Raw genomic sequence first — 23671 nt, forward strand, 5'->3', positions numbered from 1 at the left:
ACAGATGGTCTTGAAGGCGCTGGCGTCATTCGGTCGTCAGGGAATTGAAACGTGCGCCAGTTTTGGACGCGCAGGATTAATGCTGTTTCACGCGCTGGTAGGAAAACCCGCGTTTCGCAGACATTCGCCGCTACTGATTAAACAGCTCTATAGTGTTGGCGTGTTGTCGTTACTGATTATTGTGGTGTCTGGCCTGTTTATCGGCATGGTACTCGGACTTCAGGGTTATCTGGTACTCACCACATACGGTGCTGAAACCAGTCTGGGTATGCTGGTGGCGCTGTCGTTGCTGCGTGAGCTGGGGCCGGTCGTGACCGCGCTGCTGTTTGCCGGACGGGCAGGCTCGGCGCTCACGGCTGAAATCGGTCTGATGAAAGCCACTGAACAGCTCTCCAGCATGGAGATGATGGCGGTGGATCCGTTGCGTCGCGTTGTTTCGCCGCGCTTCTGGGCCGGTTTTATTAGCATGCCGCTACTCGCACTGATCTTTACTGCCGTTGGCATCGCTGGCGGTGCACTGGTTGGCGTGAGCTGGAAGGGAATCGATCCTGGTTTCTTCTGGTCAGCCATGCAGAACGCGGTCGATTTCCGCACCGACGTTGTTAACTGCATCATCAAAAGCACCGTCTTTGCCGTGACGGTTACCTGGATTGCTCTTTTTAATGGCTATGACGCGATTCCCACTTCTGAAGGGATCAGTCGCGCGACAACGCGTACCGTAGTACATGCTTCACTGGCGGTGCTCGGGTTGGATTTTGTGCTGACAGCACTGATGTTTGGGAATTGATGCAATGCAAAGCAAAAAAAGCGAAATCTGGGTTGGCATTTTTATGATTATGGCGTTGATCGCCGCATTGTTTCTCTGTCTGCGCGTCGCCGATTTAAAGTCGATGGGCACAGAGCCAACGTGGAAACTCTACGCCACGTTTGACAATATCGGCGGCCTGAAAGCCAGTTCGCCGGTCAAAATTGGCGGTGTAGTGATTGGCCGGGTAACGGACATTGAGCTTGAATCGAAAACGCTGCTGCCACGTGTCACGATGGAGATCAGCGATCAGTATGCGAATAAAATTTCAGACACCAGCTCGCTGGCGATACGCACGCAGGGACTGCTGGGTGAGCAGTTTCTGGCGCTCAACTTAGGCTTTGACGATCCTGAACTCGGTTCGGCGATGCTGAAAGATGGCGATACGCTACGCGATACCAAGTCAGCCATGGTGCTTGAAGACCTGATTGGCCAGTTCCTTTACAAGAGCGGCGATAACAAACAAAACAGTGACAACAAGGATGCGCAGGAAGGCGACAGTGCTGCGCCTGCGGCACCGGCTCAACCTTAAAGAAGAGGGTATACCATGTTTAAACGTTTACTGATGATTGCCATGCTGGTGGTTGCCGTACCGCTAACGGCGACAGCGGCCGATCAAAGCAATCCCTACAAGCTGATGAACGAAGCGGCGGAAAAGACCTTTACCCGTCTTAAAAATGAGCAGCCTAAAATCAAGCAGGATCCAAACTACCTGCGTCAGATTGTGCGTCAGGAGCTGCTGCCCTATGTACAGATCAAATATGCGGGCGCGTTAGTGTTGGGCCGCTACTATCGTGATTCGACCCCGGCGCAGCGTGAAGCCTACTTCAGCGCCTTTGGTGACTATCTGGCACAGGCTTATGGTCAGGCTCTGGCACTCTACAACGGTCAGAGCTACCAGATTCAGCCTGAGCAGCCATTGGGCGATGCTCAGATTGTCGCCATTCGGGTCTCCATTATCGACCCAAATGGTCGCCCACCGGTTCGCCTCGACTTCCAGTGGCGTAAAAACAGCCAGAGCGGTAACTGGCAGGCTTATGACATGATCGCTGAAGGCGTCAGCATGATCACCACCAAACAAAATGAGTGGAGCGATCTGTTGCGTACTAAAGGTATCGATGGTCTGACAGCGCAACTGAAATCCTCTGCGGCACAGCCCATCACGCTGGATAAACAAAAATAATGCACGAATCGTTACGCTGGGAGCGGGAAGCCAGCACGCTATTGCTGAAAGGCGAACTGGATCGCGACACGTTAATGAGCCTGTGGCAGCAACGTGAGACGCTGATTAAAGATGTCGATACCATCGATGTCGCGGCGCTGGAGCGTGTGGACTCTTCCGGACTTGCCCTGCTGGTGCACCTGCGGGAAATCGCACGGGCACAGGGTATTACCCCTCGCTTTACGGGCATCAGCGACAAACTGCATTCGCTGATTACGCTTTACAATCTGCAACAGATTATTGTTTCTGCGGATAAAAGCGCCTGATTTCCGGTTGTTATGCTAAGCCCCTGTTTTCAACAGGGGCTTTTGCGTATTTAAGAGTCAGCCGCTTTCCTCTACTATGTCAGCCTTATTATTATTAAGTGAAGTTAAGCCCAATGGAAAACAGTGAAATTCAGGCCGTGCTGATGGCAGCATTGCCTTTAGACGAAGTGCACGTGATGAGCAATGATGGCAGCCATTTTCAGGTGATCGCCGTAGGCGAACTGTTTGGCGAACTGAGCCGCGTCAAAAAGCAGCAGGCTGTCTACGCGCCGCTGATGGAATTTATTGCGGATAACCGCATTCATGCTGTCTCTATCAAAACCTATACTCCCGCTGAATGGGCGCGTGACCGTAAACTCAACGGTTTCTGATCCCCAGCGTGGTGAACTCGTCGCTGGCGAGTCCAATCTTTAGCTAGTTAATTGAGAGCCGTGTTAATGGACAAATTTCGTGTGCAAGGCCCCACCCGCTTAAGTGGTGAAGTAACCATTTCCGGGGCGAAGAACGCCGCGCTTCCTATTCTGTTTGCTGCCCTGCTGGCTGAAGAGCCAGTTGAGATCCAGAATGTGCCAAAGCTGCGCGACATTGATACCACCATGAAGCTGCTGAGCCAGCTGGGTGCGAAGGTGGAACGCAACGGTTCTGTGCATGTCGATGCCAGCGCGGTAGATGTATTCTGTGCGCCTTACGATCTGGTCAAAACCATGCGTGCCTCAATCTGGGCACTGGGTCCACTGGTGGCACGTTTTGGTCAGGGTCAGGTTTCCCTGCCGGGTGGCTGCGCGATTGGCGCGCGCCCGGTTGACCTGCACATTACCGGTCTGGAACAGCTGGGTGCCGAGATCAAGCTGGAAGAGGGCTATGTTAAAGCGTCAGTCAATGGCCGCCTGAAGGGCGCGCTGATTGTCATGGACAAAATCAGCGTTGGCGCAACCGTGACCATCATGAGTGCTGCAACGCTGGCGACTGGTACTACCGTAATCGAGAATGCGGCGCGTGAACCGGAAATTGTCGATACAGCCAACTTCCTTAATACCCTGGGCGCTAAAATCAGTGGTGCAGGCAGCGACAAAATTACTATCGAAGGCGTAGAGCGTCTGGGTGGCGGTGTCTATACCGTCCTGCCCGATCGTATCGAAACCGGTACTTTCCTGGTGGCTGCCGCTATTTCAGGCGGTAAAGTAATGTGTCATAAAACTCAGCCCGATACGCTGGATGCAGTGCTGGCGAAGTTGCGTGATGCGGGTGCCGATATCGAAACCGGTGAAGACTGGATCAGTCTGGATATGCATGGCAAGCGACCAAAAGCGGTCAATGTGCGCACCGCACCGCATCCGGGTTTCCCGACCGATATGCAGGCGCAGTTCACTCTGTTAAATATGGTTGCGGAAGGCACGGGCGTGATTACCGAAACCATTTTTGAAAACCGTTTCATGCATATTCCGGAACTGATTCGTATGGGCGGACATGCTGAGATTGAGAGCAACACAGCGATCTGTCACGGGGTTGAAACCCTGTCAGGTGCGCAGGTGATGGCGACCGATTTGCGTGCGTCTGCCAGCCTGGTTCTGGCAGGTTGCATTGCGGAAGGAACGACGTTCGTTGATCGCATTTATCATATTGATCGTGGCTATGAGCACATCGAAGATAAGCTGAAAGCGATGGGCGCGAACATCGAGCGCGTCAGCGAAGAGTAGTTCTGCAGATGCGCTGAAATAGCCAGCCCCCGCGGGGGCTGGTTTTTTTTCGCCTGAGGATCGCCTGAGATCTCAGGCATTATCCGTCTGATCGGCAGGCGTCCGGATACGTTTTCTGCGATCCAGCAGACAGTTTGTATCGGGATCGTAATAACGGCTGGGCCAGATCTCACTGGGATGAACCTTAATCGCGTCGGCAATCAGCCATTCGCCTTTGGGCCAGGGACGCGTCAGTGCATTAGCCAGCGTTGATGAACTCAGGCCTGCTGCGCGTGACAGCGCCGCCAGTGTCATACCACGCTTATGCAGCGCCGCGATAATGTCAGCCGGGTGCCAGTCTTCCTTTCTTTCTTGCATAACCTGTTCTCCTTTTCCTTGTCATTGCATCGTCCAGCGAGATGCTGGTTTTCCTTTTACCATTATCTGGAAATAGTCAGAATTTTATAGCAAATGTTTCCTGATAATTTCCAGTAATATTTGGATCCAGCTTCTGGTCTGTGTCGTTGCACGCAACAGAAGTGCAATAGCTAATAGGGAACAAAAAGAAGTGAGAGCAGGGTCGTAAAAACGGAGCCCGGCAGGCTCCGTGAGGGGTCAGAAGTCGCGCTGAACTGACATGTGTGCCAGCGACTCCAGCGCGCTGCGCCAGGGGGATTCGGGCAGAATCCGCAAGGCTTCAATCGCTTTATCCGCTTCCTGTTCCGCGCGGCTGCGCGTCCATTCCAGCGAACCACACTGATTCATCGCCTCCAGCACCGGCTCAAGCAGATGGCGGCCATTTCCCTGCTCAATAGCTTCACGGATCATCTTCGCCTGTTCAGGCGAGCCGTGCTGCATGGCATGCAGCAGCGGCAGCGTCGGTTTGCCTTCGCTCAGGTCATCGCCGGTATTTTTACCCAGCGTCTCGCCGTCAGCACTGTAATCCAGCAAATCGTCAATTAACTGGAAAGCAGTACCCAGATAGCGCCCATAATCCTGTAGCGCCTTTTCCTCTTCAGGCGTGGCTTCAGCCAGTATCGCCGAAGCCTGTGAGGCTGCTTCAAACAGGCGCGCGGTCTTACTGTAAATCACGCGCATGTAGCTCTCTTCGGTAATGTCGGGATCGTTAACGTTCATCAGCTGCAGGACTTCGCCCTCAGCAATGACGTTTACTGCTTCTGACATCAGCGCCAGGATACGCAGCGACCCCATGCTGGTCATCATCTGGAAGGCACGAGTGTAAATAAAATCACCGACCAGCACGCTTGCCGCATTGCCAAACGCCGCGTTCGCGGTCGCTTTGCCACGACGCATATCGGATTCATCCACGACATCGTCATGCAGCAGCGTGGCGGTGTGGATAAATTCGATCAGCGCCGCATTGGTCACGTGCAGGTCGCCCTTGTAGCCCATGGCACGTGCGGATAGCACGGCAATCATGGGACGGATACGCTTGCCCCCACCACTGATGATGTAGTAGCCCAACTGGTTGATGAGCGAGACATCCGAATTCAGCTGGTCGAGGATGGTCTGGTTAACGGCAGCCATATCCTGTGCGGTTAATTCATTAATCTGTTCTAAGTTCATTCGTCTTTTCAGCTATGACTCGTTATCTCTGCCATGGTAAGTGGTTTACCCAGCCAGCGTTCAGGTAATCTGTTACTGATTGTACTTGAATTTTGTGCCTGAGAAACGGTTGCATTCAGCCTGTGTTTTTTTTCTGCAAGAGTGTGCAAAGTGCTCTTGTCTTCTTCTGGAGTTTTGCGTAGAATTCGCGCCCTATTGTGAATATTTAGCGCGCCGCCTGATGAACTAAAAGGCAAGCGCAGAAGCGGAGTTTTATATGTACGCGGTTTTCCAAAGTGGTGGTAAACAACACCGAGTAAGCGAAGGTCAGACCGTTCGCCTGGAAAAGCTGGACATCGCAACCGGTGAAACGATTGAGTTTGACCAGGTTCTGATGATTGCTAATGGCGAAGACGTGAAAATCGGCGCGCCACTGGTTTCAGGCGGAATGATCAAGGCAGAAGTTGTTGCTCACGGTCGTGGCGAAAAAATTAAGATTGTTAAGTTTCGTCGTCGTAAGCACTACCGTAAGCAAGCAGGCCATCGCCAGTGGTTCACTGATGTGAAAATCACTGGTATCACGGCGTAAGAGGAGATCTGACAAATGGCACATAAAAAGGCTGGTGGTTCGACTCGAAATGGTCGTGACTCCAATGCAAAACGTCTGGGTGTAAAACGTTTCGGTGGTGAATCTGTTCTGGCAGGTAGCATCATCGTTCGTCAGCGTGGCACCAAATTCCACGCCGGTACCAATGTAGGTTGTGGTCGTGACCACACCCTGTTTGCTACCGCAGACGGCAAAGTACAGTTCGAAGTTAAAGGTCCGAACAACCGTAAATACATCAGCATCGTTGCTGAGTAAGGTTGTCGTGACGCAGACGTCTGACGTCTGAACGCACGAATTGAAGGCCCCGCAGCTCCTGCGGGGCTTTTTACATTCTGCGGTCTGTCGCGGTAAAAGCGACGCATCACAAAAGTTTGCTGTACACTTTGTGTACGCACTGGCGAAAGCCAATCCTGATTTATCCGCCGCTGGTCAGCGCAGAAGACCCTGGCGGACCCGTCTGCAGAGTGCTGCAGACGATTGTGTGACGGAGATTTAAAAAATGAAGTTTGTTGATGAAGCGACAATTCTGGTCGTCGCCGGTGATGGCGGTAATGGTTGCGTAAGCTTCCGCCGCGAAAAATATATCCCGAGAGGCGGCCCTGACGGGGGTGATGGTGGTGACGGCGGTGACGTTTATCTGATCGCTGATGAAAACCTCAATACCCTTATCGATTATCGTTTCGAAAAATCTTTCCGCGCCGAGCGTGGGCAGAACGGCCAGAGCCGCGACTGTACCGGTAAACGTGGTAAAGATATCGAAGTTAAAGTGCCGGTCGGCACCCGGGTTATCGACCAGGGTACCGGTGAGACACTCGGCGACATGACGCGCCACGGCCAGAAACTGATGGTCGGTAAAGGCGGCTGGCATGGCCTGGGCAACACCCGTTTCAAATCGTCAGTGAACCGCAGTCCGCGCCAGAAAACCATGGGTACCCCAGGTGAAAAGCGTGACCTGCAGCTGGAGCTGATGCTGCTGGCGGACGTCGGGATGCTGGGCTTACCGAATGCCGGTAAATCGACCTTTATTCGTGCCGTCTCGGCAGCCAAACCTAAAGTAGCGGACTATCCGTTTACCACCCTGGTGCCAAGCCTGGGCGTAGTGCGTATGGACAGCGAGCAGAGCTTCGTCGTGGCCGATATTCCGGGTCTGATTGAAGGTGCAGCAGAGGGCGCAGGCCTCGGCATTCGCTTCCTGAAGCACCTTGAACGCTGCCGCGTGTTGCTTCACCTGATCGACATCGACCCTATTGATGAAAGCGATCCGGTTGAAAATGCCCGTATCATCCTCGGCGAGCTGGAAAAATATAGCGAGAAGCTGTTCAACAAACCACGCTGGCTGGTCTTCAACAAAATTGATCTAATCAGTGAAGAAGAAGCGCAGTCACGGGCTAAAGCGGTTGCTGAAGCGCTGGGCTGGGAAGATAAATATTACCTGATCTCTGCCGCAAGCCAGACCGGCGTCAAAGAACTCTGCTGGGACGTGATGAGCTTCATCAACGCTAACCCGAAAGAAGCGGAGCTTGAAGAGAAGCAGCCGGAGAAAGTGGAATTCATGTGGGATGATTACCACAAAGAAACCATTGAAAACACGGTCGAAGTGGAAGATGAAGAGTGGGATGACGACTGGGATGATGAAGACGACGAAGGCGTTGAAATTATCTATCAGCGTTAACCGATCGCCTGCTACTGCGTGATATGCGATGCCCCCCTTTCAGTGCTGAAAGGGGGGCATCGTTCTTTCTGCCGCTAGTTCATGACCGCTACGCTCAGTCGCGCACTGCAGCACAGCTGATCCCGACCGTTCCGAATCTCAATCTGCCAGCTCTGACTGCGTTTACCCAGATGCAGTGGACGGCAAATTCCGCGCACCAGACCCGCAGAAACCGCACGATGATGGCTGGCATTCACTTCTACGCCAACCACGCTGCTGCCTTCCTCTACCGCCATATACCCGGCAATTGAACCCATCGACTCCGCCAGCACCACAGAGGCACCGCCATGCAGCAGCCCGAACGGCTGTTGCGTCCGGGCATCGACCGGCATCGTCGCTTCCAGATAATCGTCACCTATTGCGGTAAAAACGATACCCAGATGGGCCACCAGAGAGTTCTCACCCAGCGCGTTCAGCGCAGGAAGATCAATGGATCGTTTCCAGATCGCTGTCATCATCATGCTCCCAGGGTTGCGCCGCCATCGACCACAATATCCTGCAACGTCACATGGCTGGCAAGATCCGACGCGAGAAACAGAACGGTGGCCGCAATCTCCTGCGGCTGCGCAATCTTGCCCAGCGGAATACCCAGCTTGAACTGATCCGGGAAGCCCGCAATCATCTCCTGCTCACCGGTCGGTGTGTGCCACAGACTGCGCTGCATATCGGTGTCGGTGGAGCCAGGCGAAACGATATTACAGCGCACGCCGTAAGGCGCCATCTCCAGACCCACGGTCAGACAGAGGCTGCGCAGCGCGGATTTTGACGCACCATAAGCGGACATGCCGATACGTGGGGCATGCGCTGAATTCGATGCGACAGTAACGATGGCACCGGTGCGCTGTTCACGAAAGCGTGGCAGCGTCTGCTGGAACAGATTAAATGCACCGCCCGCATTGACGTTAAGACAGGCCTGCCAGTCGGCAAACGAGAGCTCATCGGTGGCACCAGTACGCAGAATACCGGCTGCGTTGACCAGCACATCAATGCGCGGCTGGACGGCTAATACGCGCTGGCAGATCGTTTTGACCTGAGCCGGATCGGCCACATCCATCGTGTGGCAGGGAAACGGATAATCATCACTCTGGAACCGCAGATCAAACGCCTCTACCTGCGCGCCCGCCTGATGAAAGGCTAACGCAGTATGATAGCCGATGCCCTGGCCGGCACCGGTTACCCAGACGATTTTACCGCTGAAGTCGAATGTGTGGCTCATTTCGCCGGCTCCCGCGACAGCAGCGCCCACCAGCCATCAATGCTCGGGTTTTTGGCCAGGCTGACAAAATCAATGTCACGATGTACCTGACGCCAGCGTGCCGCCAGCGCCATCACGCGTACCGAATCCAGCCCGTAGTCGATCAGGTTTTCATCATCGTCCGGCACCTCATCATCTTCCAGCAGCGGCAGGATCAACGCGCGCAAATCATCTTTGCTGAGTGGCACAGGCATCAGATCGGCGGTCATCACCACTTTTCCGCTACGGCCCGCGGTGTAGGTCAGCGCCATCATATGTTCCTCACGGCTGAAGTCAGCCAGCGCATCGGCCACCATAAACGGCTGAATATTGCGCATAAACGCATCGGTGGCGGTGGTCAGGCAGCCAATATGGGCATAGACGCCGGTGATAATCAGCTGATCGCGCCCCATCTCCTGCAGGATCGCCTCCAGCGGCGAGCGGTGAAATGCACTGTAGCGCCATTTGGTCAGGACATGATCGTCCTCATCCGGTGCCAGCGGATCCACGATCTTCTGCTGATCGGGATGCTTATTCAGTCCGGGTCCCCACATATCGTTAAGCAGCGCACGATCTTTATCGCTCTGCGCGTTTGGCTGAGCGGTGTAAAACACCGGAATACCCTGCGCTTTGCAGTAGCGTCGCAGGCGGACAATATTGTCAACGACCTGCTCAACCAGCGGGCTATTTTCGCCCCAGAAGTTGAGAAAATAGCGCTGCATATCGTGGATCAGCAGGGCGGCACGTCCCGGCTCCAGCATCCATTTCACTTTGTTGTTGGGCAACTCGGTGGCGGCTGGCAGCGGATAAGAGGTCAGTTGTGGAATAGCCATTGAAAATCTCCGGACAGATCAGGCTTGCGCTTGTTGATCGGCAAGTTGTTGGCGCAGACGTTTCTTGTCCACCTTGCCGACCGCGGTCAGCGGCAGAGCATCTACGCAGGTAATACGGTCGGGCAGCTTAAATTCTGCGACGCCCAGTTCACGCAGGTGACGACGCAGCGCCACCGGTTTCACCGGCTGACGGGTGACAATAAAAGCACAGCTCTTTTCACCCATCAGTTCGTCGCTCATAGAGACCAGCGCTGCGTGGATCACATCCGCATGGCGCTGCAGCAGGTTTTCAATCTCTTCAGCTGCGATCTTTTCGCCGCCCCGGTTGATCTGATCTTTCTCCCGACCCTGCACAATGATGTTGCCAGCGGGGGTGATCTCAACCAGATCGCCAGAGCAGTAGAAGCCCTGGTCATCAAAGCTGGCGGCGTTATGTTCCGGGCTGTTGTAGTAGCCACGGAACGTATAAGGACCGCGCGTCATCAGGCGACCAATGGCACCCACCGGTAGCGGATGTCCCTGTTCGTCTGCAACCCATACCTCGTCATCCGGAGAAACAGGGCGTCCCTGCGTAGTGAGAATGGTCTGTTCATCGTCATCCAGCCGGGTGTAATTCACCAGACCTTCCGCCATACCAAACACCTGCTGAAGGGTACAGCCAATCTCGTTCTGGATGCGCGCGGCCAGCGTTTCGCCCAGCTTTGCGCCACCGACCTGAATACGTTGCAGTGAGGCCAGCGCGGCATTGCTGCCCCATTCCTGAATCGCCTGCAGCCAGAGACTGGCCGCGGGTGGAACCAGGCCGGTATCAGTTACCTGATGTTTTTCAATCAGCGGGAAACAGAGGGTCGCGCTGGGATCGGCCGCTAAGATCACCTGGCCGCCCGCGTAAAAGACGCCCAGCGCGCCCGGAGAACTCATCGGGAAATTATGTGCAGCGGGCAGAGCAATCAGGTAACGGGTATCTGCGTTGACCCCGCAGATCACGTCACTTTCCCGGATGCTGTAGTAGTAATCATTGTGGGTACGCGGGATCAGCTTCGGAGTGCCGGTACTGCCGCCCGACAGCTGGAAAAAAGCGACGTCATCGCCTGCGGTCGGGGTTGCCTTGAAGTCACCTGCGGGTTCTGCCAGCAGGGCGTCGAGACGGTTTTCCGCATGAGCATCATTACGCAGGATCACCTGCTGCAGTGAAGGCTGCTCACGGCGAAGCTGCGTGATAAAGGCATCATCGGCGAACAGGGGATGGCTGCGATCGGCAATCAACAGGCGCGGCGCGATCTGACTGGCATAGGCGGCCAGTTCGGTACGCTGATGGCTGAACAGGGCGTTAACCGGGGCAACGCCGATTTTGAACAGCGCAAACAGCGTCAGGTAAAATTCCGCCACGTTGCCAAGCTGCACCAGCGCCGTATCACCGGGTTTCAGGCCACGACGCTGCAGGGCCGCTGCCAGATTGTCACTCAGTGAGGCCAGCTGTCGATAGGTAAATTGCCGGTCGCCATCAATCACCGCCACGCATTCGCTGTCGCGGTGACGCTCCAGGATGTCGGTCATCGGCAGATCCAGCCAGTACCCTTTTTCACGGTAACGAGCAGCCAGATCGTCCGGCCAGCGGCTGTAAGAAATCGTCATACAGGTTCCTTTAGTGCAATCCAAAAGCGCGAAGCATGGTGTCGAATTTGACGCCGGTCTCGCGCCACTCGGATTCAGGTTGTGAGTCCGCCACGATCCCCGCGCCAGCAAACAGCCGGACCCGCGGACCATTCACCGTGCCGCAGCGAATGGTGACGACCCATTCGCCGTTGCCCTGATCGTCACACCAGCCGACGATGCCGCCAAACAGCTGACGCTCAAACGGTTCAAGTTGCTGAATCAGCGCCTGAGCACGCTGATGCGGAAATCCGCTGAGCGCTGGTGTCGGATGCAGCAGGCAGGCCAGTGACAGTGCATTTTCGCGGTCGTCCAGTACTTCGCCCCAAATCTGCGTAGCGAGGTGCCACAGCGTTGCGGTGGTCAGCAGGGAAGGGGTTTCCGGGACCGACAGCAGGCGACTGCGAGGCTGCAGCGTCATGCGCATCGCATCCGTCACCAGTTTATGTTCATGCCGGTCTTTGGCTGACTGCATCAGGCTGTCACCTGAGGCCTGGTCACGCTGTGGATCGTTGTTGCGCGGCGCTGAACCGGCCAGCGGACAGGAGCTGAACTGTCGGCCCTGCTTACGAATCATCAGTTCAGGGCTGGCACCCACCAGCGCGCCGCCATCAGGCAGCGGCAGATGAAAGTGATAGCTGTCAGGGTTCTGTGCCAGGATGCGCTGCATCAGGGCGGCCGTATCGACCGGCTGTTCCGCCACGATCTCCATCAGCCGCGACAGCACCACTTTATCCGGATCGCCGCGCTGCGTGGCCGCCACGGCCTGCGCAACCATGTCAGTGAAGGTGTCGTGATCCGGCAGCGCGGTACGGCGACGAACTTTTGGCAGATCGCTTTCAGCCGATGAGGCGTGGGCTTTCAGATGGTCACGCTGAAAGGTCTGATACGACTCAGGGATAAACAATGCAGCGGGCTGATCCACATCGAACGGGATCGCACCCACCAGAATGGGATGGGCTATGCCCTGTTTTCTGGCCGAGGCAAAATGATGCTGTAGTTGTTGCTGAAACTCTCCGGTCAGCTGCTCACCCTGGTTTACCGGAGCAGTGAGTGTCGTAAAACAGCCCTGAGTCGTCAGGCTTCGCCAGGGAGAAGTAAACAGGAAGCCACGGCAGAGTGCCGGAAAATCCTGCAGCAGGGGATGTTCAAATGCCAGCGATTCCACCATAATTTCACCTATAAATGATAAGATAACTAATAATGATTATCATTTGTATTATGTTGCAGTAACCTACGTCGAATAGCCGAAGGTGTCAATAAATACGCGGTGATTCAGCTGGTTTTGTTGGTTAAATCAGCACAAGTTGTCGCCCGGATTACCGGAGAGAAATAGGATGAAAACAAATGACTAAACAGGGAGTAACGTCGGCATTAGCGCTGTTTTTGCTGAGTATCACTCTGTTCAGCGTGACCGCTGTTGCACAGACCGGCTGGCCGCGCACCTTCGCGGGGGCAAAAGGTCAGGTCACCCTGGCTCAGGCACCGACTCGCATTGTCTCGACCAGTGTCACCCTGACCGGATCGCTGCTGGCGATTGATGCGCCGGTAGTTGCCAGTGGCGCAACCGCACCCGGCAGCCGGCTGGCTGATGAGCAGGGATTCTTCCGGCAGTGGGGGCGTGTGGCGAAACAGCGTGGCGTAAAGCGGCTCTATATTGGTGAACCCAATGCGGAAGCGATCGCTGCGGAAGCGCCAGACCTGATTGTGGTCAGCGCCACCGGTAATGATTCAGCGATCAAACTGGCCGATCAGCTCTCGGCGATTGCACCGGTACTGGTCGTTAACTATGACGATAAAAGCTGGCAGCAGCTGGTGACGCTGCTGGGTGAGGCGACCGGGCATGAGGCGGATGCCGCTGCCCGGATAAGCGAGTTCGACGCGCGTGAAAAGGCGCTGAAGGCAAAGCTGACCCTGCCTCCGCAGCCGGTTTCTGCAATGGTGTGGAACGGAGATGGCCGGGCTGTGAATCTCTGGACGGAGGCATCGGCACAGGGGAAGTTACTGCAGGCGCTGGGCTTCACGCTGGCAACGCCACCGGCGACGCTTCAGTCCGCTCACAGCATGGGACAGCGTAAAGATATTCTTCAGCTGTCAGGCGAAAATCTGGCGGAAGGCCTGAATGGGCAGACTTATCTGCTGTTTGCCGCCGAAGATAACACGGCTGCGCAGGTAATGAGCAATGCTTTTCTGGCGCAGACCCCAGCGGTGCGCGCTAAAGCGGTCTATGCGCTGGGGCTGGATAGCTTTCGTCTCGACTACTACAGCGCCAGTCATTTACTGACGCGGCTGGAAGCGCTGTTCGTGAAATCATGATGTGGCTTCGGCGGGGGCAGGCCGTTGATAGCGTCGCAGGCGGCCCATCAGCAGCCACATGATGAGACCCAGCACGGTGGCTGCCAGGCCAGAGAGGGCGGCTGCCTGCTGCGGCAACAGCAGTGAACCCATCGCGCCAATGATTGCTGCACCTATCGCATCGCCGGTGACATTCTGCGCTGTCCAGAGGCTGTTGATCCTGCCAAGCAGTGCATCGGGCGTCAGCGTCTGAATCATCGCGTACTGCACCAGGCTGCTGATGGCACTGAAATAACCAAAGGCCACGAGGCAGATCAGACTCATGCTGAACCACGGCATCAGGCTGAACAGAGCCAGTGCGACGAATGCCGCGATGGCACTGACCAGAATCAGGCGGCCCGGCTGTGGCGACTGCGCCAGCCGTCCGCTGGTCAGCGCGCCTGTCGCAGCACCCAACGGCACGGCGGCGTACATCAGCCCCAGCTCCGTCAGACCGACCTGCCAGTGGGGTGCCAGCGCCGGATAGAGCACGCGCACCGCGCTGGCTAACGTTACCAGCGCGCCAGTCAGCGCGGCCATACCTACAATCGGCGTATCGAACAGAAATCGGACGCCGCTGCTTAGCGCCATTAAGGGATGTTCACGCGGCTGCGGCGGTGGCGCAAGCGGTGGCAACCGCAACAGGGTTAATACCGTCAGCAGCGTGCCGAACGCGGCCAGCCCGTAGTTCCACGCCACACCGCCCTGAGCAATCACCATACCCGCAATGGCGGGTGACAGAATCGCGCCAAAGCGTACCGTCAGCATAGTGATGGCACCCGCCTTCATCAGATTCTCACGCCCGACCAGCGCCGGGGTGGCCGCTAGCAGCGCCGTGACGCCTATCGCGCCGAAAAAGCCATCCCAGAGTCCCAGCACGAAGACGGCGATGACCGACGGTGAAGGGAGCAGGGCATTAATGCACAACGCGGCAAAACCCAGGCCACAGGTGGATCGGGCAAACAGGATCAGGCGACGGCGCTCATAGCGATCGGCCAGCACGCCGCCGGTCAGCAGGCCGATAAACATACCGGCTCCGGCCAGCGTCACCGCCAGCCCTACCTGTAGCGGCGATTGCGTCAGCTGCTGAATCTGAACCGGGACCGCCACCGCCAGCATGCCGAGAGCGATAATCGAGATAAAGCGGGCGATAAACAGGGCGCGAAAGGCGGGATGGGTTCTCAGCAGAGTGAGATCGATAAAGTGGGAGGGTTTGTTCATAGCGTCGCTTTTTTTGACCCATTTTCCTCATTATTGAATCTGAGAGTCATGATAACATACAAAAAACAGTTAATAACGATAACAAGTATCATTATCATAAACACTCTCAATTGCGAGCTATGTTGAATCCGTGAAGGTTTAAACGTTATGCGCCAACTCCGTGCAATAGCCGGTTCAGGACTAGTGCTATTGTTGCTTATCGCGCTCAGCCTGATGCTGGGTGCCAGACCTGTCCCCTTTCATGATGTTACACATGCCCTGTTTTCCGACTGTAGCCGCGTCGATTGCGTGATCGTGCGCGATGCCCGGTTGCCGCGAACCCTGGCGGGACTGCTGGCCGGGATTAGTTTAGGTCTGGCGGGCGCACTGATGCAGAGCCTGACGCGCAATCCACTGGCCGACCCAGGCATTCTTGGTGTGAATGCCGGAGCGGGTTTTGCGGTGGTGCTCGGCATCGCGCTCTCTGGCGCAGATTCACCCGCAGAATGGCTGGGTTTTGCTTTTACGGGTGCACTGCTGGCGTCACTGCTGGTGGCCCTGACGGGGGCGATCGGCGGCGGCCGCGTGAATCCACTGCGTCTGACGCTGGCAGGCGTGGCGCTGGGTGCGGTGCTGGAGGGCTTAACGTCTGGCCTGTCGCTGCTTAATCCCGATATTTACGATCATCTGCGTTTCTGGCACAGCGGCTCGCTGGATATCCGTAATTTCGCCATTCTGCGCACTGTCTTTCCGGCAGTCGTAGCCGGAAGCATGCTGGCGCTGCTGCTGGCACGTTCGCTTAACAGCCTGAGTATGGGCGGGGATATGGCAACCGCGCTGGGCACCCGTGTGATGCGTACTCAACTGGTGGGATTGCTGGCGATTGCACTGCTGAGCGGTGCGGCGACGGCGGCAGTCGGACCCATCGCCTTTGTCGGGTTAATGACACCGCATCTGGCCCGCTGGCTGCTGGGCAACGATCATCGCTGGATGCTGCCGGGAACCCTGGTGATCACGCCCTGTCTGCTGCTGGCCGCCGATATTCTTGGACGGCTGCTGATACCGGGTGAACTACGCGTGTCAATTGTCACGGCCATTCTCGGTGCGCCGATGCTGATTGTGCTGGTGCGCCGTAAGCTGGGAAAAGGGCAGATATGACACGGATGATGATCAATGCGTTACTGCTGTTGATGGCCTGCGGGGTGCTGGCTTTTCTGGGCATCACGCGCGGCACCTTACCGATCTCAGCCAGCCAGTTATGGGCACTTTTCAACGGCGAGGCGGCGCGCAATGTTCAGCTGATTGTGCTGGAGTGGCGTCTGCCGCGCGTCATGATGGCGCTGCTGATTGGTGCGGCGCTGGGCGTCAGCGGGGCGATTTTTCAGTCGCTGTTGCGCAACCCGCTGGGCAGTCCCGATATTCTGGGTTTTAACACCGGCGCTTACAGCGGTGTGCTGGTGGCGCTGGTGCTGTTCCAGCAAAACATGGAAGGGATGACGCTGGCGGCGCTGGCAGGCGGGCTGCTCACTGCAGGTGTGGTCTGGCTGTTCAGCTGGCGCAACGGCGTGGAGACTTTCCGGCTGATTATTGTCGGCATCAGCGTGCGGGCACTGCTGATGGCGCTGAACAGCTGGCTAATTATCAGTGCTTCACTGGAGGCGGCACTGAGCGCCGGGCTCTGGAGCGCCGGTTCACTTAACGGTATTACCTGGGCGAAAACCACGCCGGTGATCATCGTGCTGCTGCTGGCGCTGCTGGCAACAGGCATGCTGGCCCGCCGCATGCGACTGCTGGAGATGGGTGACGACACGGCCTGCGCGCTGGGCGTTCCGGTTGAGCGCAGCCGCGTCATGCTGATGCTGACAGGCGTTATCCTCACCGCCGCCTCGACGGCGCTGGTCGGTCCGATCGCCTTTATTGCGTTGCTGGCACCGCAGATTGCGCGGCGGCTCAGTGGTGGCACCAAAGGCGCGCTGCCGCTGGCGGCCTTGTGTGGCGCGCTGCTGTTAATCGCCGCGGATTACGCCGCGCAGCACTTTTTCCTGCCTTATCAGCTGCCGGTTGGCGTAATCACGGTCAGCCTGGGCGGGCTCTATCTGATTGCGCTACTGGTGCGGGAGGCACGACGCCAATGAAAGTGACAACACGTTTGCGGGGCGACGCGCTGACGCTGGGCTATGACAAAAAAATCGTGGCGGAGAATCTCTCTGTGGCGATCCCTGACGGTGAGCTGACCGTGATCATTGGTCCCAACGCCTGCGGAAAATCGACGCTGCTGCGTACCTTAAGTCGCCTGGCCTCGCCGCTGCAGGGTGAGGTGCTGCTGGATGGCAATACCATTGCTCACTACGCGACCAAAGAGGTGGCACGCCGGCTAGGGCTGCTGCCGCAAAGCTCGAATGCGCCTGCGGGTATCAGCGTCAGCGAACTGGTGGCGCGCGGGCGTTATCCGCACCAGTCGTTGTTTGGGCGCTGGCGACAGGAAGATGAGGCTGCGGTGCAGCAGGCCATGCAGGCCACCGGCGTGGCCGATTTAGCGCAGCAGCAGGTTGATACGCTCTCTGGCGGTCAGCGGCAGCGGGTGTGGATTGCGATGGTGCTGGCTCAGCAGACACCGCTATTGCTGCTGGATGAACCGACCACCTGGCTGGATATTGCCCATCAGATTGAACTGCTGGAATTAATGCAGGATCTCAATCAGCAGCATGGCCGAACGCTGGTGGTGGTGCTGCACGATCTTAATCAGGCGTGCCGCTACGCCAGCCACCTGATAGCGATGCGCGACGGGAAAATCGTTGCCGAAGGAAAACCGGCGGAGATTGTAACGCCGGAACTGATAGACGCGATCTACGGCCTGCGCTGCATCATCATTAACGATCCGGTGGCCGGTACGCCGATGATTGTACCGCTGGGCAGAGGCTGACCCGCGCCTTCTCCGGTGAAAAAAGCGCAGGTCAGGATGACTCAGGAAATCAGCGTTGCCAGACACTGCTGCAGTCGTGGGCCGATCTGCTCGAACATGCGCGGTGAGATGATCTCGACGTGCGCACAGTCCAGCGGCCAGATAGTCAGTCCGCCAACCCAGGGCGCCCAGGCGCGGCGTGCATCCTGACCGGGCAACTGGGTCTGTTGCGCCAGGAACAGCGTGGCGTGCCCACTAAAGCGGGCACTGCGCGCCGTGGCCAGCAGGCGCACCGAACTGGCATAGTTGGCTTCAATGGTGGTAAACAGTGCCTCCATTCCTTCACCGGCCTGCTCGCGCTGTGCTGCGATAAACTGCTCGCGCTCACGATTAACCTCTTCCAGCACCGCCGGATCCAGCACGTTTTCGCCGCGCCGTTCATCCCAGTTCTGCGTCTCCGGCGGCCAGGTATCCAGCAGTCCGAGGAAGGCAACGGTTTCACCTTCGGCCTCCAGCCGCGCGGCGATACCCTGCGCTAGCGTGCCGCCCAGCGAATAGCCCAGGAAATAGTAGGGCCCCTCTGGCTGCTGCTGGCGCACCGTCGCCAGATGCGCCTCACACACCGCGTCAAGGTGCTGCGCCTGATTCAGCGGGCTGGTGATATCAGGTGACTGAATGCCGAGCAGCGACCAGCGGGCATCCAGATAGCGCTGCAACACGCTGAATTGCCAGGCAAAACCTGAGGCGGGATGGAAGCAGAACAGCGTCGGGCCGGTAGTACGCCGCAGCGGCAAGACCGCCTCAAATCCGGCGCGGGCTGTCTCCGCGGGTTCACTACTAAGCAGGACGGCCAGCTTTTCTACCGTAGCTGCCACCATAATCTGGCCCACTGACACCGGCTGATTCAGCGTCCGCCGCAGCTGCGCCGCCAGCCGCATCGCCAGCAGCGAATGACCACCCAGCGCAAAAAAATCATCCTGTGCGCTGACGGACTCACGTTCCAGCAGCGTGGCGAACGCCTGCGCCAGCGTCGTTTCCAGACCCGGGTACGGTGCACGACCGGCAGCCGCTGTTCGGGTCTGTGGCAGCGGCAGCGCTTTACGATCCAGCTTGCCGTTGCTGCTGAGCGGTAATGCCGCCAGCTGAACAATCGCCACCGGCACCATATGCGCCGGTAACTGTGTCGCCAGAGTCTGGCGCATGACGTCGGCATCAATTGAGCCCTCTGCCACCACATAGCCGACCAGCTGGCGGGCATCACCCTGCTGGTCGCTGCTGCTGCCCAGTACCACTGCATGCGTCACGGCCTGCACAATGCCAGGCAGCGCAGCCATGGCGTGGTCGATCTCGTTCAGCTCGATACGCTGTCCGCGAATTTTAAGCTGATCGTCGCTGCGACCCAGATACTCCACCGCACCATCCGGCAGCCAGCGCGCCACATCACCGGTGCGGTACATCCGGGAGCCGTGACCCCACGGATCGGCGACAAACCGGCTGGCAGTGAGGTCGGGACGATCAAGATAGCCATGCGCCAGCTGCACGCCGGTCAGCCAGAGATCGCCAGCCACGCCCGGTGGCACCGGCTGCAGACGCGCATCCAGAATCCGTAAGCCGGTGTTCCAGACCGGGAAGCCAATCGGCACGCTGGCACCGTCGACGGCCGCCAGCGCCGGTCCGAAAGCCGGGTAGAAGCTGACATCCACTGCCGCTTCGGTCGGGCCATAAAGATTATGCAAGGGCACCCGGGTCAGCGTCTGCCACTGGCGCGACAGCTCAGCGGGCAGCGCTTCGCCGCTGCAGAAAACCCGGCGCAGGCTGGCGCAACGCGCTATCGCGTCACCTTCCTCCAGCGAGGCGACAAAAGCAGCCAGCATCGACGGAACAAAATGGGTGGTGGTCACGCGGTAGCGGGCAAATAGCTGCTGCAGCGCGTCCGGGTCGCGGTGGGCATCAGGCGGTGCCATCACCAGCTGTGCGCCAGCGATCAATGGCCAGAAGAACTCCCACACCGAGACATCAAAGCTGCTCGGCGTTTTCTGCAGCACCACATCATCACCGCCGAGCGGATAACGATCCTGCATCCACAGCAGCCGGTTGACGATCGCCTCATGACTGACCAGCACGCCTTTTGGCCGACCGGTCGAACCAGAGGTATAGATGAGGTAAGCGCCATCATGCGGACGCGGAGCCTGTGTCAGCACGCTATCCACCGGGGTTAACAGCACGTCGTAAAACAGCGGCGCGGCCGGTGAGAGAGCCGCCAGCCTGTCTGCCAGTTCGCGGCAGGTGATCAGCATTTTCGGCGCGGCATCTTCCAGCATCATCTTCAGCCGATCGTCCGGGTAGCCGGTATCAAGCGGCAGCCAGGTTGCGCCTGTGCTGACAATCGCCTGCAGCGCCAGTGATAAAAAGACCGAGCGCGGCAGCGCCACGGCGACGATGTCACCCCGCGTCACACCCTGCGCAATCAGCTGTTGTCCCAGCGCGGCGACCTGCTGTTGCATCTGCTGATAATTAAGCTGATGCGCCTCATCCGCCAGCGCCATAGCGTGCGGCGTACGCTGCGCCTGCAGCAGCAGCAGGCTGCTTAGCGTCTCTGCAGGCAGCATCACAGCCGTCTGATTGACCGCTGCCAGCTGTTGATGTTCTTCCGGCATCAGCATATCCAGCTCGCCACAGGCGCACGCTGGCCGGACGGCAAGCTGCTCAAGCAGCAGACCAAAGCGACTGGCATGTTGCTTCAGCGCGGTTTCACTATAGCGCTCTGCATTAGCCAGTAGTTCCAGCGTGAGGTCGCCCTGTTCGCTGAGGTAGATAGCAATCTCCAGATCGCGAACCGGGCCTGACGCCAGCTGATGAGTGATGCCTTCAATGCCGGCGAAATCGAGCTGATAGTCGAATATCTTCAGGTTAATCACCGGCCCATAGAGCGGAGCACTGTCACCAAACCGGCCCAGATCGCGCTGCACCTGCTCAGCGTCGTAACGCTGATGACGGCGCATTTTTCTGACTTCGCCCGCCAGACGCCCGGCCAGTGCCGTCAGCGGCTGTGCCGGGTCGTAATGGATTGCCATAGGCAAAACGTTGATCACCGGACCGGTGGCGCAGAGCGCGGCCGAGCCGATGCGGCGCATAAAGATGAAACCGGCGGCGAACGCATGCTGACCGGTGAGGCGCGCCAGCCATAACGCCACCAGCGCAAAGGCGGTGTCCGCAGCACTGAGGTTGTGCTGCCCGGTGTGCGTCAGCAAAGCCTGAAAAGTGTTGCGATCCACGGCAAACGTATGGCGTAGCAGGTCGGTACTGGCGCTCTGACCGGCCAGCGGCAGAGCGGACAACGAGGCGGGCGCAGGTAACTGCGCGCCTTTCTCCAGCCAGAACTGGCGATCGCGCTGCCAGGCCAAAGAGTTGTGATAGCGCTGATACTCGTCGACGACCTCGCTGAACGGGACAAAGGGGCTCGGCTCCGGCGTGTCGCCGTGCTGCCAGGCGCTGTAGAGATGGGCGATGCGGCGGGTCAGGGCGGTGAAACTAAAACCATCGACCACCAGATGATGGTAGCGCTGATACCAGTACCAGTGATCCTCGCCCAGCCGAAGCAGGCTGTGATGATAGAGCGGCGCACCGCTCAGTATCCGCAGGTCACCGGACATATCCTGCTGCATCAGCGCACGTGCTGATGCCTCAGGATCGGCGGCATCGCGCAGATCGATCACCTCAGGCTCGCGGAAATCCTGGGGGGCAGGCCACTGTAGCGGTTCACCCTCCAGCTCGCCAAAGGCCATATTCAGTGTGTCCGCTTCCTGCATGCCAGCAATTATGGCCCGTGACAGCAGCGCGCTGTTCAGCACACCGTGCAGTTCGACAAAATGCGCCACGGCGTAAGCATTGGAATAGGGCGATAGCTGGTCAGCGATCCAGATTCCGGGCTGAGCGGCCACCAGCGGCAACGTTTTTTGCTCTGTCAGCGGGTTCAGAGTGGTCTCAGACATTGCGGCTCCCACTGTCCTGCGTCATAACCGGACGGATATCGTGCCAGTTTTCATTCAGCCAGCTCAGGCAACGGGCCTGTGGTTCGGGCCCATAAACAGGCTGCCATCCTGGCGGAACCGCACAAAAGGCGGGCCATAAGCTGTACTGCTGCTGAGCATTTTTCAGTACCTGACAATCCTGCTGGGGATCGTCGAAAGGATTGAGTTGTTGCATGTTGGTCTCCTGTCCGAAGTCGTCGGGCGTATAAACGCCGATCTCCTGGGTATCCTTTTTCTTTTAATGGCGCACAGACGGCGGGATATCAGCGGGTTATGACGATTGCCACATAGCGTTGAGGCCTGCCAGCAGTCCGCCGCGCCAGCACAGCGCATCGTGACCGCCTTCAATCGGGTGATAGCTGACCTGATGTCCTGCCACAGTCAGATCGCGCTGAAACTGTTCGTTTGCTGCCAGAATCAGGCGTTCGCGCCGCCCCGCCTCCAGATAAAAGCGCCGGGAGGGCGCCTGCAGCAAACCCTGCTGTAACTGCTGCGGCAGCCAGCCATTCGGGTCACCGCGCGCGGGCCACCAGAACGAACCGGAAAGACTGACGGCACCCGCAAAAGTTTCCGGCCAGTTCAGGGTGGCGTAAGCGGCAGAAAGGCCGCCAAAACTCTGTCCGGCCACCAGCGTGCTGTCGGCCCGAAACGGTGCCCACTGCTGAATTTGTGGTAACAGCTCGTGCTGAATCGCCAGCCAGAAGTCAGGGTTACAGGTCAGTTCACGCGTGCGGTGTTCGCGGTCGATGATGTCGATCATGACATAGACCGCAGGAGGCAGCTCGCCTGCCTCAGTGAGTTGCTGAAGCGGACCGGCAACCGGCATGCTGTGCGCCCAGAACTGACCATCCAGCAGCAGTGCCAGCGGACGATCGCCTGCACTGGCGTCTCCGGTGACAGCGATCCAGATCTGACGCTGGTTTCCCAGCCGTTCGCTGCGCCACAAATAGTGTTGCAGCGGAATATCGGCGGCACGGCCCTCATCAACCGCACGCCACACCTGTTGATCCGGCGCGCGTGGCAGGTGCAGCGGCGAGACCCTCATTCCGCGTCCACCTGCCCAGCTACGCAAAGGATTCAGCGGGTCGCTTTGTGCCTGCCGGAATTTCTGACTCCACCACTGGCGCAGCGCCTGCATATCAGCCTGTCCGGCAAACGTCTCTGTCTGGTTGTCAGGGATCAGGCAGTAGCTGCCGCGCCAGTCAGCGGGCAGGGTGGTTTGCCACCACCAGACATCGGTATCAGGAACAGGTGTTAAGGAGGAAGGTGAGGCTGTGTGATGATGATCGGTCACACCGGTAATGTTGATCCAGACGCGCCGGGTATCAGAGTGCAGCGGGTCACCCTGCGGATCACGCCAGAAAAAAGTGACCTGACAGGTCCCCTTTTCAGCGGGTTCAATCAGGGGAATGCCCTGTTGCTGCAGCTGCTGCCACCAGCGTTCGCTGCCGGTCTCTTCGTTTAACCACGCTATTCGCGCCATGATTCAATCACACTTGCTTAGAGTCATGCATGTTACAGATAATAGTATTGATAATTATTTGCATTTGCAATAGGGTGTTTCCGCTCGACAGGGAGCGCGCGCATTCTCTCTGCCGCATCGGATTTCAGACGGACGCAACGCGGTTCTG

General features: G+C 57.7%; 24 protein-coding genes. 13 read left to right on the forward strand and 11 right to left on the reverse strand.

Going from position 1 to position 23671, the window contains the following annotated elements; genetic code table 11:
- Positions 1 to 4: 4 nt before the first annotated feature.
- From mlaE to murA, 6 genes are all read left to right on the forward strand, one after another.
- A complete protein-coding gene (gene mlaE, locus AC6I8J_RS02060; protein WP_161731800.1) occupies positions 5 to 787 on the forward strand; it encodes a lipid asymmetry maintenance ABC transporter permease subunit MlaE in 783 nt (260 codons plus the stop codon).
- A 4-nt stretch (positions 788 to 791) separates the two neighbouring features.
- Positions 792 to 1337: an outer membrane lipid asymmetry maintenance protein MlaD gene (gene mlaD, locus AC6I8J_RS02065; RefSeq protein ID WP_161731802.1), complete on the forward strand. Its 546-nt coding sequence runs from the start codon at positions 792 to 794 to the stop codon at positions 1335 to 1337.
- A 15-nt stretch (positions 1338 to 1352) separates the two neighbouring features.
- The gene (gene mlaC, locus AC6I8J_RS02070; protein ID WP_161731804.1) at positions 1353 to 1988 is read left to right on the forward strand and encodes a phospholipid-binding protein MlaC; all 636 of its coding nucleotides are present in this window, start codon (positions 1353 to 1355) and stop codon (positions 1986 to 1988) included.
- The gene (mlaB, locus tag AC6I8J_RS02075) at positions 1988 to 2293 is read left to right on the forward strand and encodes a lipid asymmetry maintenance protein MlaB (RefSeq protein ID WP_010251883.1); all 306 of its coding nucleotides are present in this window, start codon (positions 1988 to 1990) and stop codon (positions 2291 to 2293) included. The genes mlaC and mlaB overlap by 1 nt, the downstream gene beginning before the upstream one ends.
- A gap of 113 nt (positions 2294 to 2406) precedes the next feature.
- A complete protein-coding gene (gene ibaG / locus AC6I8J_RS02080) occupies positions 2407 to 2664 on the forward strand; it encodes a BolA family iron metabolism protein IbaG (protein ID WP_010251880.1) in 258 nt (85 codons plus the stop codon).
- A gap of 66 nt (positions 2665 to 2730) precedes the next feature.
- Positions 2731 to 3990, forward strand: a complete 1260-nt coding sequence (gene murA / locus AC6I8J_RS02085) for a UDP-N-acetylglucosamine 1-carboxyvinyltransferase (RefSeq protein WP_161731806.1) — start codon at positions 2731 to 2733, stop codon at positions 3988 to 3990.
- A gap of 72 nt (positions 3991 to 4062) precedes the next feature.
- Here the strand turns inward: murA and AC6I8J_RS02090 are convergent, their stop codons facing one another.
- The gene (locus tag AC6I8J_RS02090) at positions 4063 to 4347 is read right to left on the reverse strand and encodes a helix-turn-helix domain-containing protein (protein ID WP_161731808.1); all 285 of its coding nucleotides are present in this window, start codon (positions 4345 to 4347) and stop codon (positions 4063 to 4065) included.
- A gap of 237 nt (positions 4348 to 4584) precedes the next feature.
- Positions 4585 to 5556: an octaprenyl diphosphate synthase gene (ispB, locus tag AC6I8J_RS02095; protein WP_008925415.1), complete on the reverse strand. Its 972-nt coding sequence runs from the start codon at positions 5554 to 5556 to the stop codon at positions 4585 to 4587.
- A gap of 256 nt (positions 5557 to 5812) precedes the next feature.
- Between ispB and rplU the strand changes: the two genes are divergently transcribed.
- The 3 genes from rplU (at position 5813) to cgtA (ending at position 7814) form a co-directional block, all read left to right on the forward strand.
- Entirely contained in the window at positions 5813 to 6124 is a 312-nt protein-coding gene (gene rplU / locus AC6I8J_RS02100) for a 50S ribosomal protein L21 (RefSeq protein WP_008925416.1), read from the forward strand.
- 15 nt (positions 6125 to 6139) lie between these two features.
- Positions 6140 to 6397 carry a 50S ribosomal protein L27 gene (gene rpmA, locus AC6I8J_RS02105; RefSeq protein WP_003851093.1) on the forward strand — a complete coding sequence of 86 codons (258 nt, stop codon included), beginning with the start codon at positions 6140 to 6142 and terminating at the stop codon, positions 6395 to 6397.
- A gap of 244 nt (positions 6398 to 6641) precedes the next feature.
- Complete coding sequence (gene cgtA, locus AC6I8J_RS02110) at positions 6642 to 7814, forward strand: Obg family GTPase CgtA (protein ID WP_013359890.1); 1173 nt, start codon at positions 6642 to 6644, stop codon at positions 7812 to 7814.
- A gap of 74 nt (positions 7815 to 7888) precedes the next feature.
- Here cgtA and AC6I8J_RS02115 read toward each other — a convergent pair whose 3' ends face one another.
- From AC6I8J_RS02115 to AC6I8J_RS02135, 5 genes are read right to left on the reverse strand one after another with little or no spacing between them, the layout of a single operon-like run.
- On the reverse strand, positions 7889 to 8308 hold the full coding sequence (locus tag AC6I8J_RS02115; protein WP_202604844.1) for a hotdog fold thioesterase: 420 nt from the start codon (positions 8306 to 8308) through the stop codon (positions 7889 to 7891).
- 2 nt (positions 8309 to 8310) lie between these two features.
- Positions 8311 to 9069 (reverse strand): 2,3-dihydro-2,3-dihydroxybenzoate dehydrogenase, encoded by a 759-nt coding sequence (gene dhbA / locus AC6I8J_RS02120; RefSeq protein WP_497825030.1) that lies wholly within the window; start codon positions 9067 to 9069, stop codon positions 8311 to 8313.
- On the reverse strand, positions 9066 to 9920 hold the full coding sequence (locus AC6I8J_RS02125; RefSeq protein WP_285086620.1) for an isochorismatase family protein: 855 nt from the start codon (positions 9918 to 9920) through the stop codon (positions 9066 to 9068). Before AC6I8J_RS02125 ends, dhbA begins: the two co-directional genes overlap by 4 nt.
- Positions 9921 to 9938: 18 nt before the next feature.
- Complete coding sequence (locus tag AC6I8J_RS02130; RefSeq protein ID WP_497825031.1) at positions 9939 to 11555, reverse strand: (2,3-dihydroxybenzoyl)adenylate synthase; 1617 nt, start codon at positions 11553 to 11555, stop codon at positions 9939 to 9941.
- A 10-nt stretch (positions 11556 to 11565) separates the two neighbouring features.
- Positions 11566 to 12744: an isochorismate synthase gene (locus AC6I8J_RS02135; protein ID WP_497825032.1), complete on the reverse strand. Its 1179-nt coding sequence runs from the start codon at positions 12742 to 12744 to the stop codon at positions 11566 to 11568.
- 176 nt (positions 12745 to 12920) lie between these two features.
- Between AC6I8J_RS02135 and fepB the strand changes: the two genes are divergently transcribed.
- On the forward strand, positions 12921 to 13889 hold the full coding sequence (gene fepB / locus AC6I8J_RS02140; protein ID WP_110331232.1) for a Fe2+-enterobactin ABC transporter substrate-binding protein: 969 nt from the start codon (positions 12921 to 12923) through the stop codon (positions 13887 to 13889).
- Here fepB and entS read toward each other — a convergent pair.
- A complete protein-coding gene (entS, locus tag AC6I8J_RS02145; protein WP_497825033.1) occupies positions 13884 to 15128 on the reverse strand; it encodes an enterobactin transporter EntS in 1245 nt (414 codons plus the stop codon). The two genes, fepB and entS, sit on opposite strands and share 6 nt — an antisense overlap.
- Positions 15129 to 15275: 147 nt before the next feature.
- Between entS and fepD the strand changes: the two genes are divergently transcribed.
- The 3 genes from fepD to AC6I8J_RS02160 are packed head-to-tail and all read left to right on the forward strand — an operon-like array spanning position 15276 to position 18030.
- Positions 15276 to 16265, forward strand: coding sequence for a Fe(3+)-siderophore ABC transporter permease (gene fepD, locus AC6I8J_RS02150; protein WP_497825034.1), 990 nt, complete (start codon positions 15276 to 15278; stop codon positions 16263 to 16265).
- The gene (gene fepG / locus AC6I8J_RS02155; RefSeq protein WP_497825035.1) at positions 16262 to 17242 is read left to right on the forward strand and encodes an iron-enterobactin ABC transporter permease; all 981 of its coding nucleotides are present in this window, start codon (positions 16262 to 16264) and stop codon (positions 17240 to 17242) included. The genes fepD and fepG overlap by 4 nt, the downstream gene beginning before the upstream one ends.
- Entirely contained in the window at positions 17239 to 18030 is a 792-nt protein-coding gene (locus tag AC6I8J_RS02160; RefSeq protein WP_253420853.1) for an ATP-binding cassette domain-containing protein, read from the forward strand. Before fepG ends, AC6I8J_RS02160 begins: the two co-directional genes overlap by 4 nt.
- A gap of 41 nt (positions 18031 to 18071) precedes the next feature.
- On the opposite strand, the gene AC6I8J_RS02165 is transcribed toward AC6I8J_RS02160, so the two are convergent.
- From AC6I8J_RS02165 to fes, 3 genes are all read right to left on the reverse strand, one after another.
- Positions 18072 to 22001, reverse strand: a complete 3930-nt coding sequence (locus AC6I8J_RS02165; protein WP_497825036.1) for an enterobactin synthase subunit F — start codon at positions 21999 to 22001, stop codon at positions 18072 to 18074.
- On the reverse strand, positions 21994 to 22215 hold the full coding sequence (locus tag AC6I8J_RS02170; protein WP_285086607.1) for an MbtH family protein: 222 nt from the start codon (positions 22213 to 22215) through the stop codon (positions 21994 to 21996). Before AC6I8J_RS02170 ends, AC6I8J_RS02165 begins: the two co-directional genes overlap by 8 nt.
- Positions 22216 to 22311: 96 nt before the next feature.
- On the reverse strand, positions 22312 to 23523 hold the full coding sequence (gene fes / locus AC6I8J_RS02175) for an enterochelin esterase (RefSeq protein ID WP_161731832.1): 1212 nt from the start codon (positions 23521 to 23523) through the stop codon (positions 22312 to 22314).
- Between the last annotated feature and the right edge of the window lie 148 nt (positions 23524 to 23671).

Source organism: Pantoea sp. X-Soil-ISGK-355, from assembly GCF_059730805.1.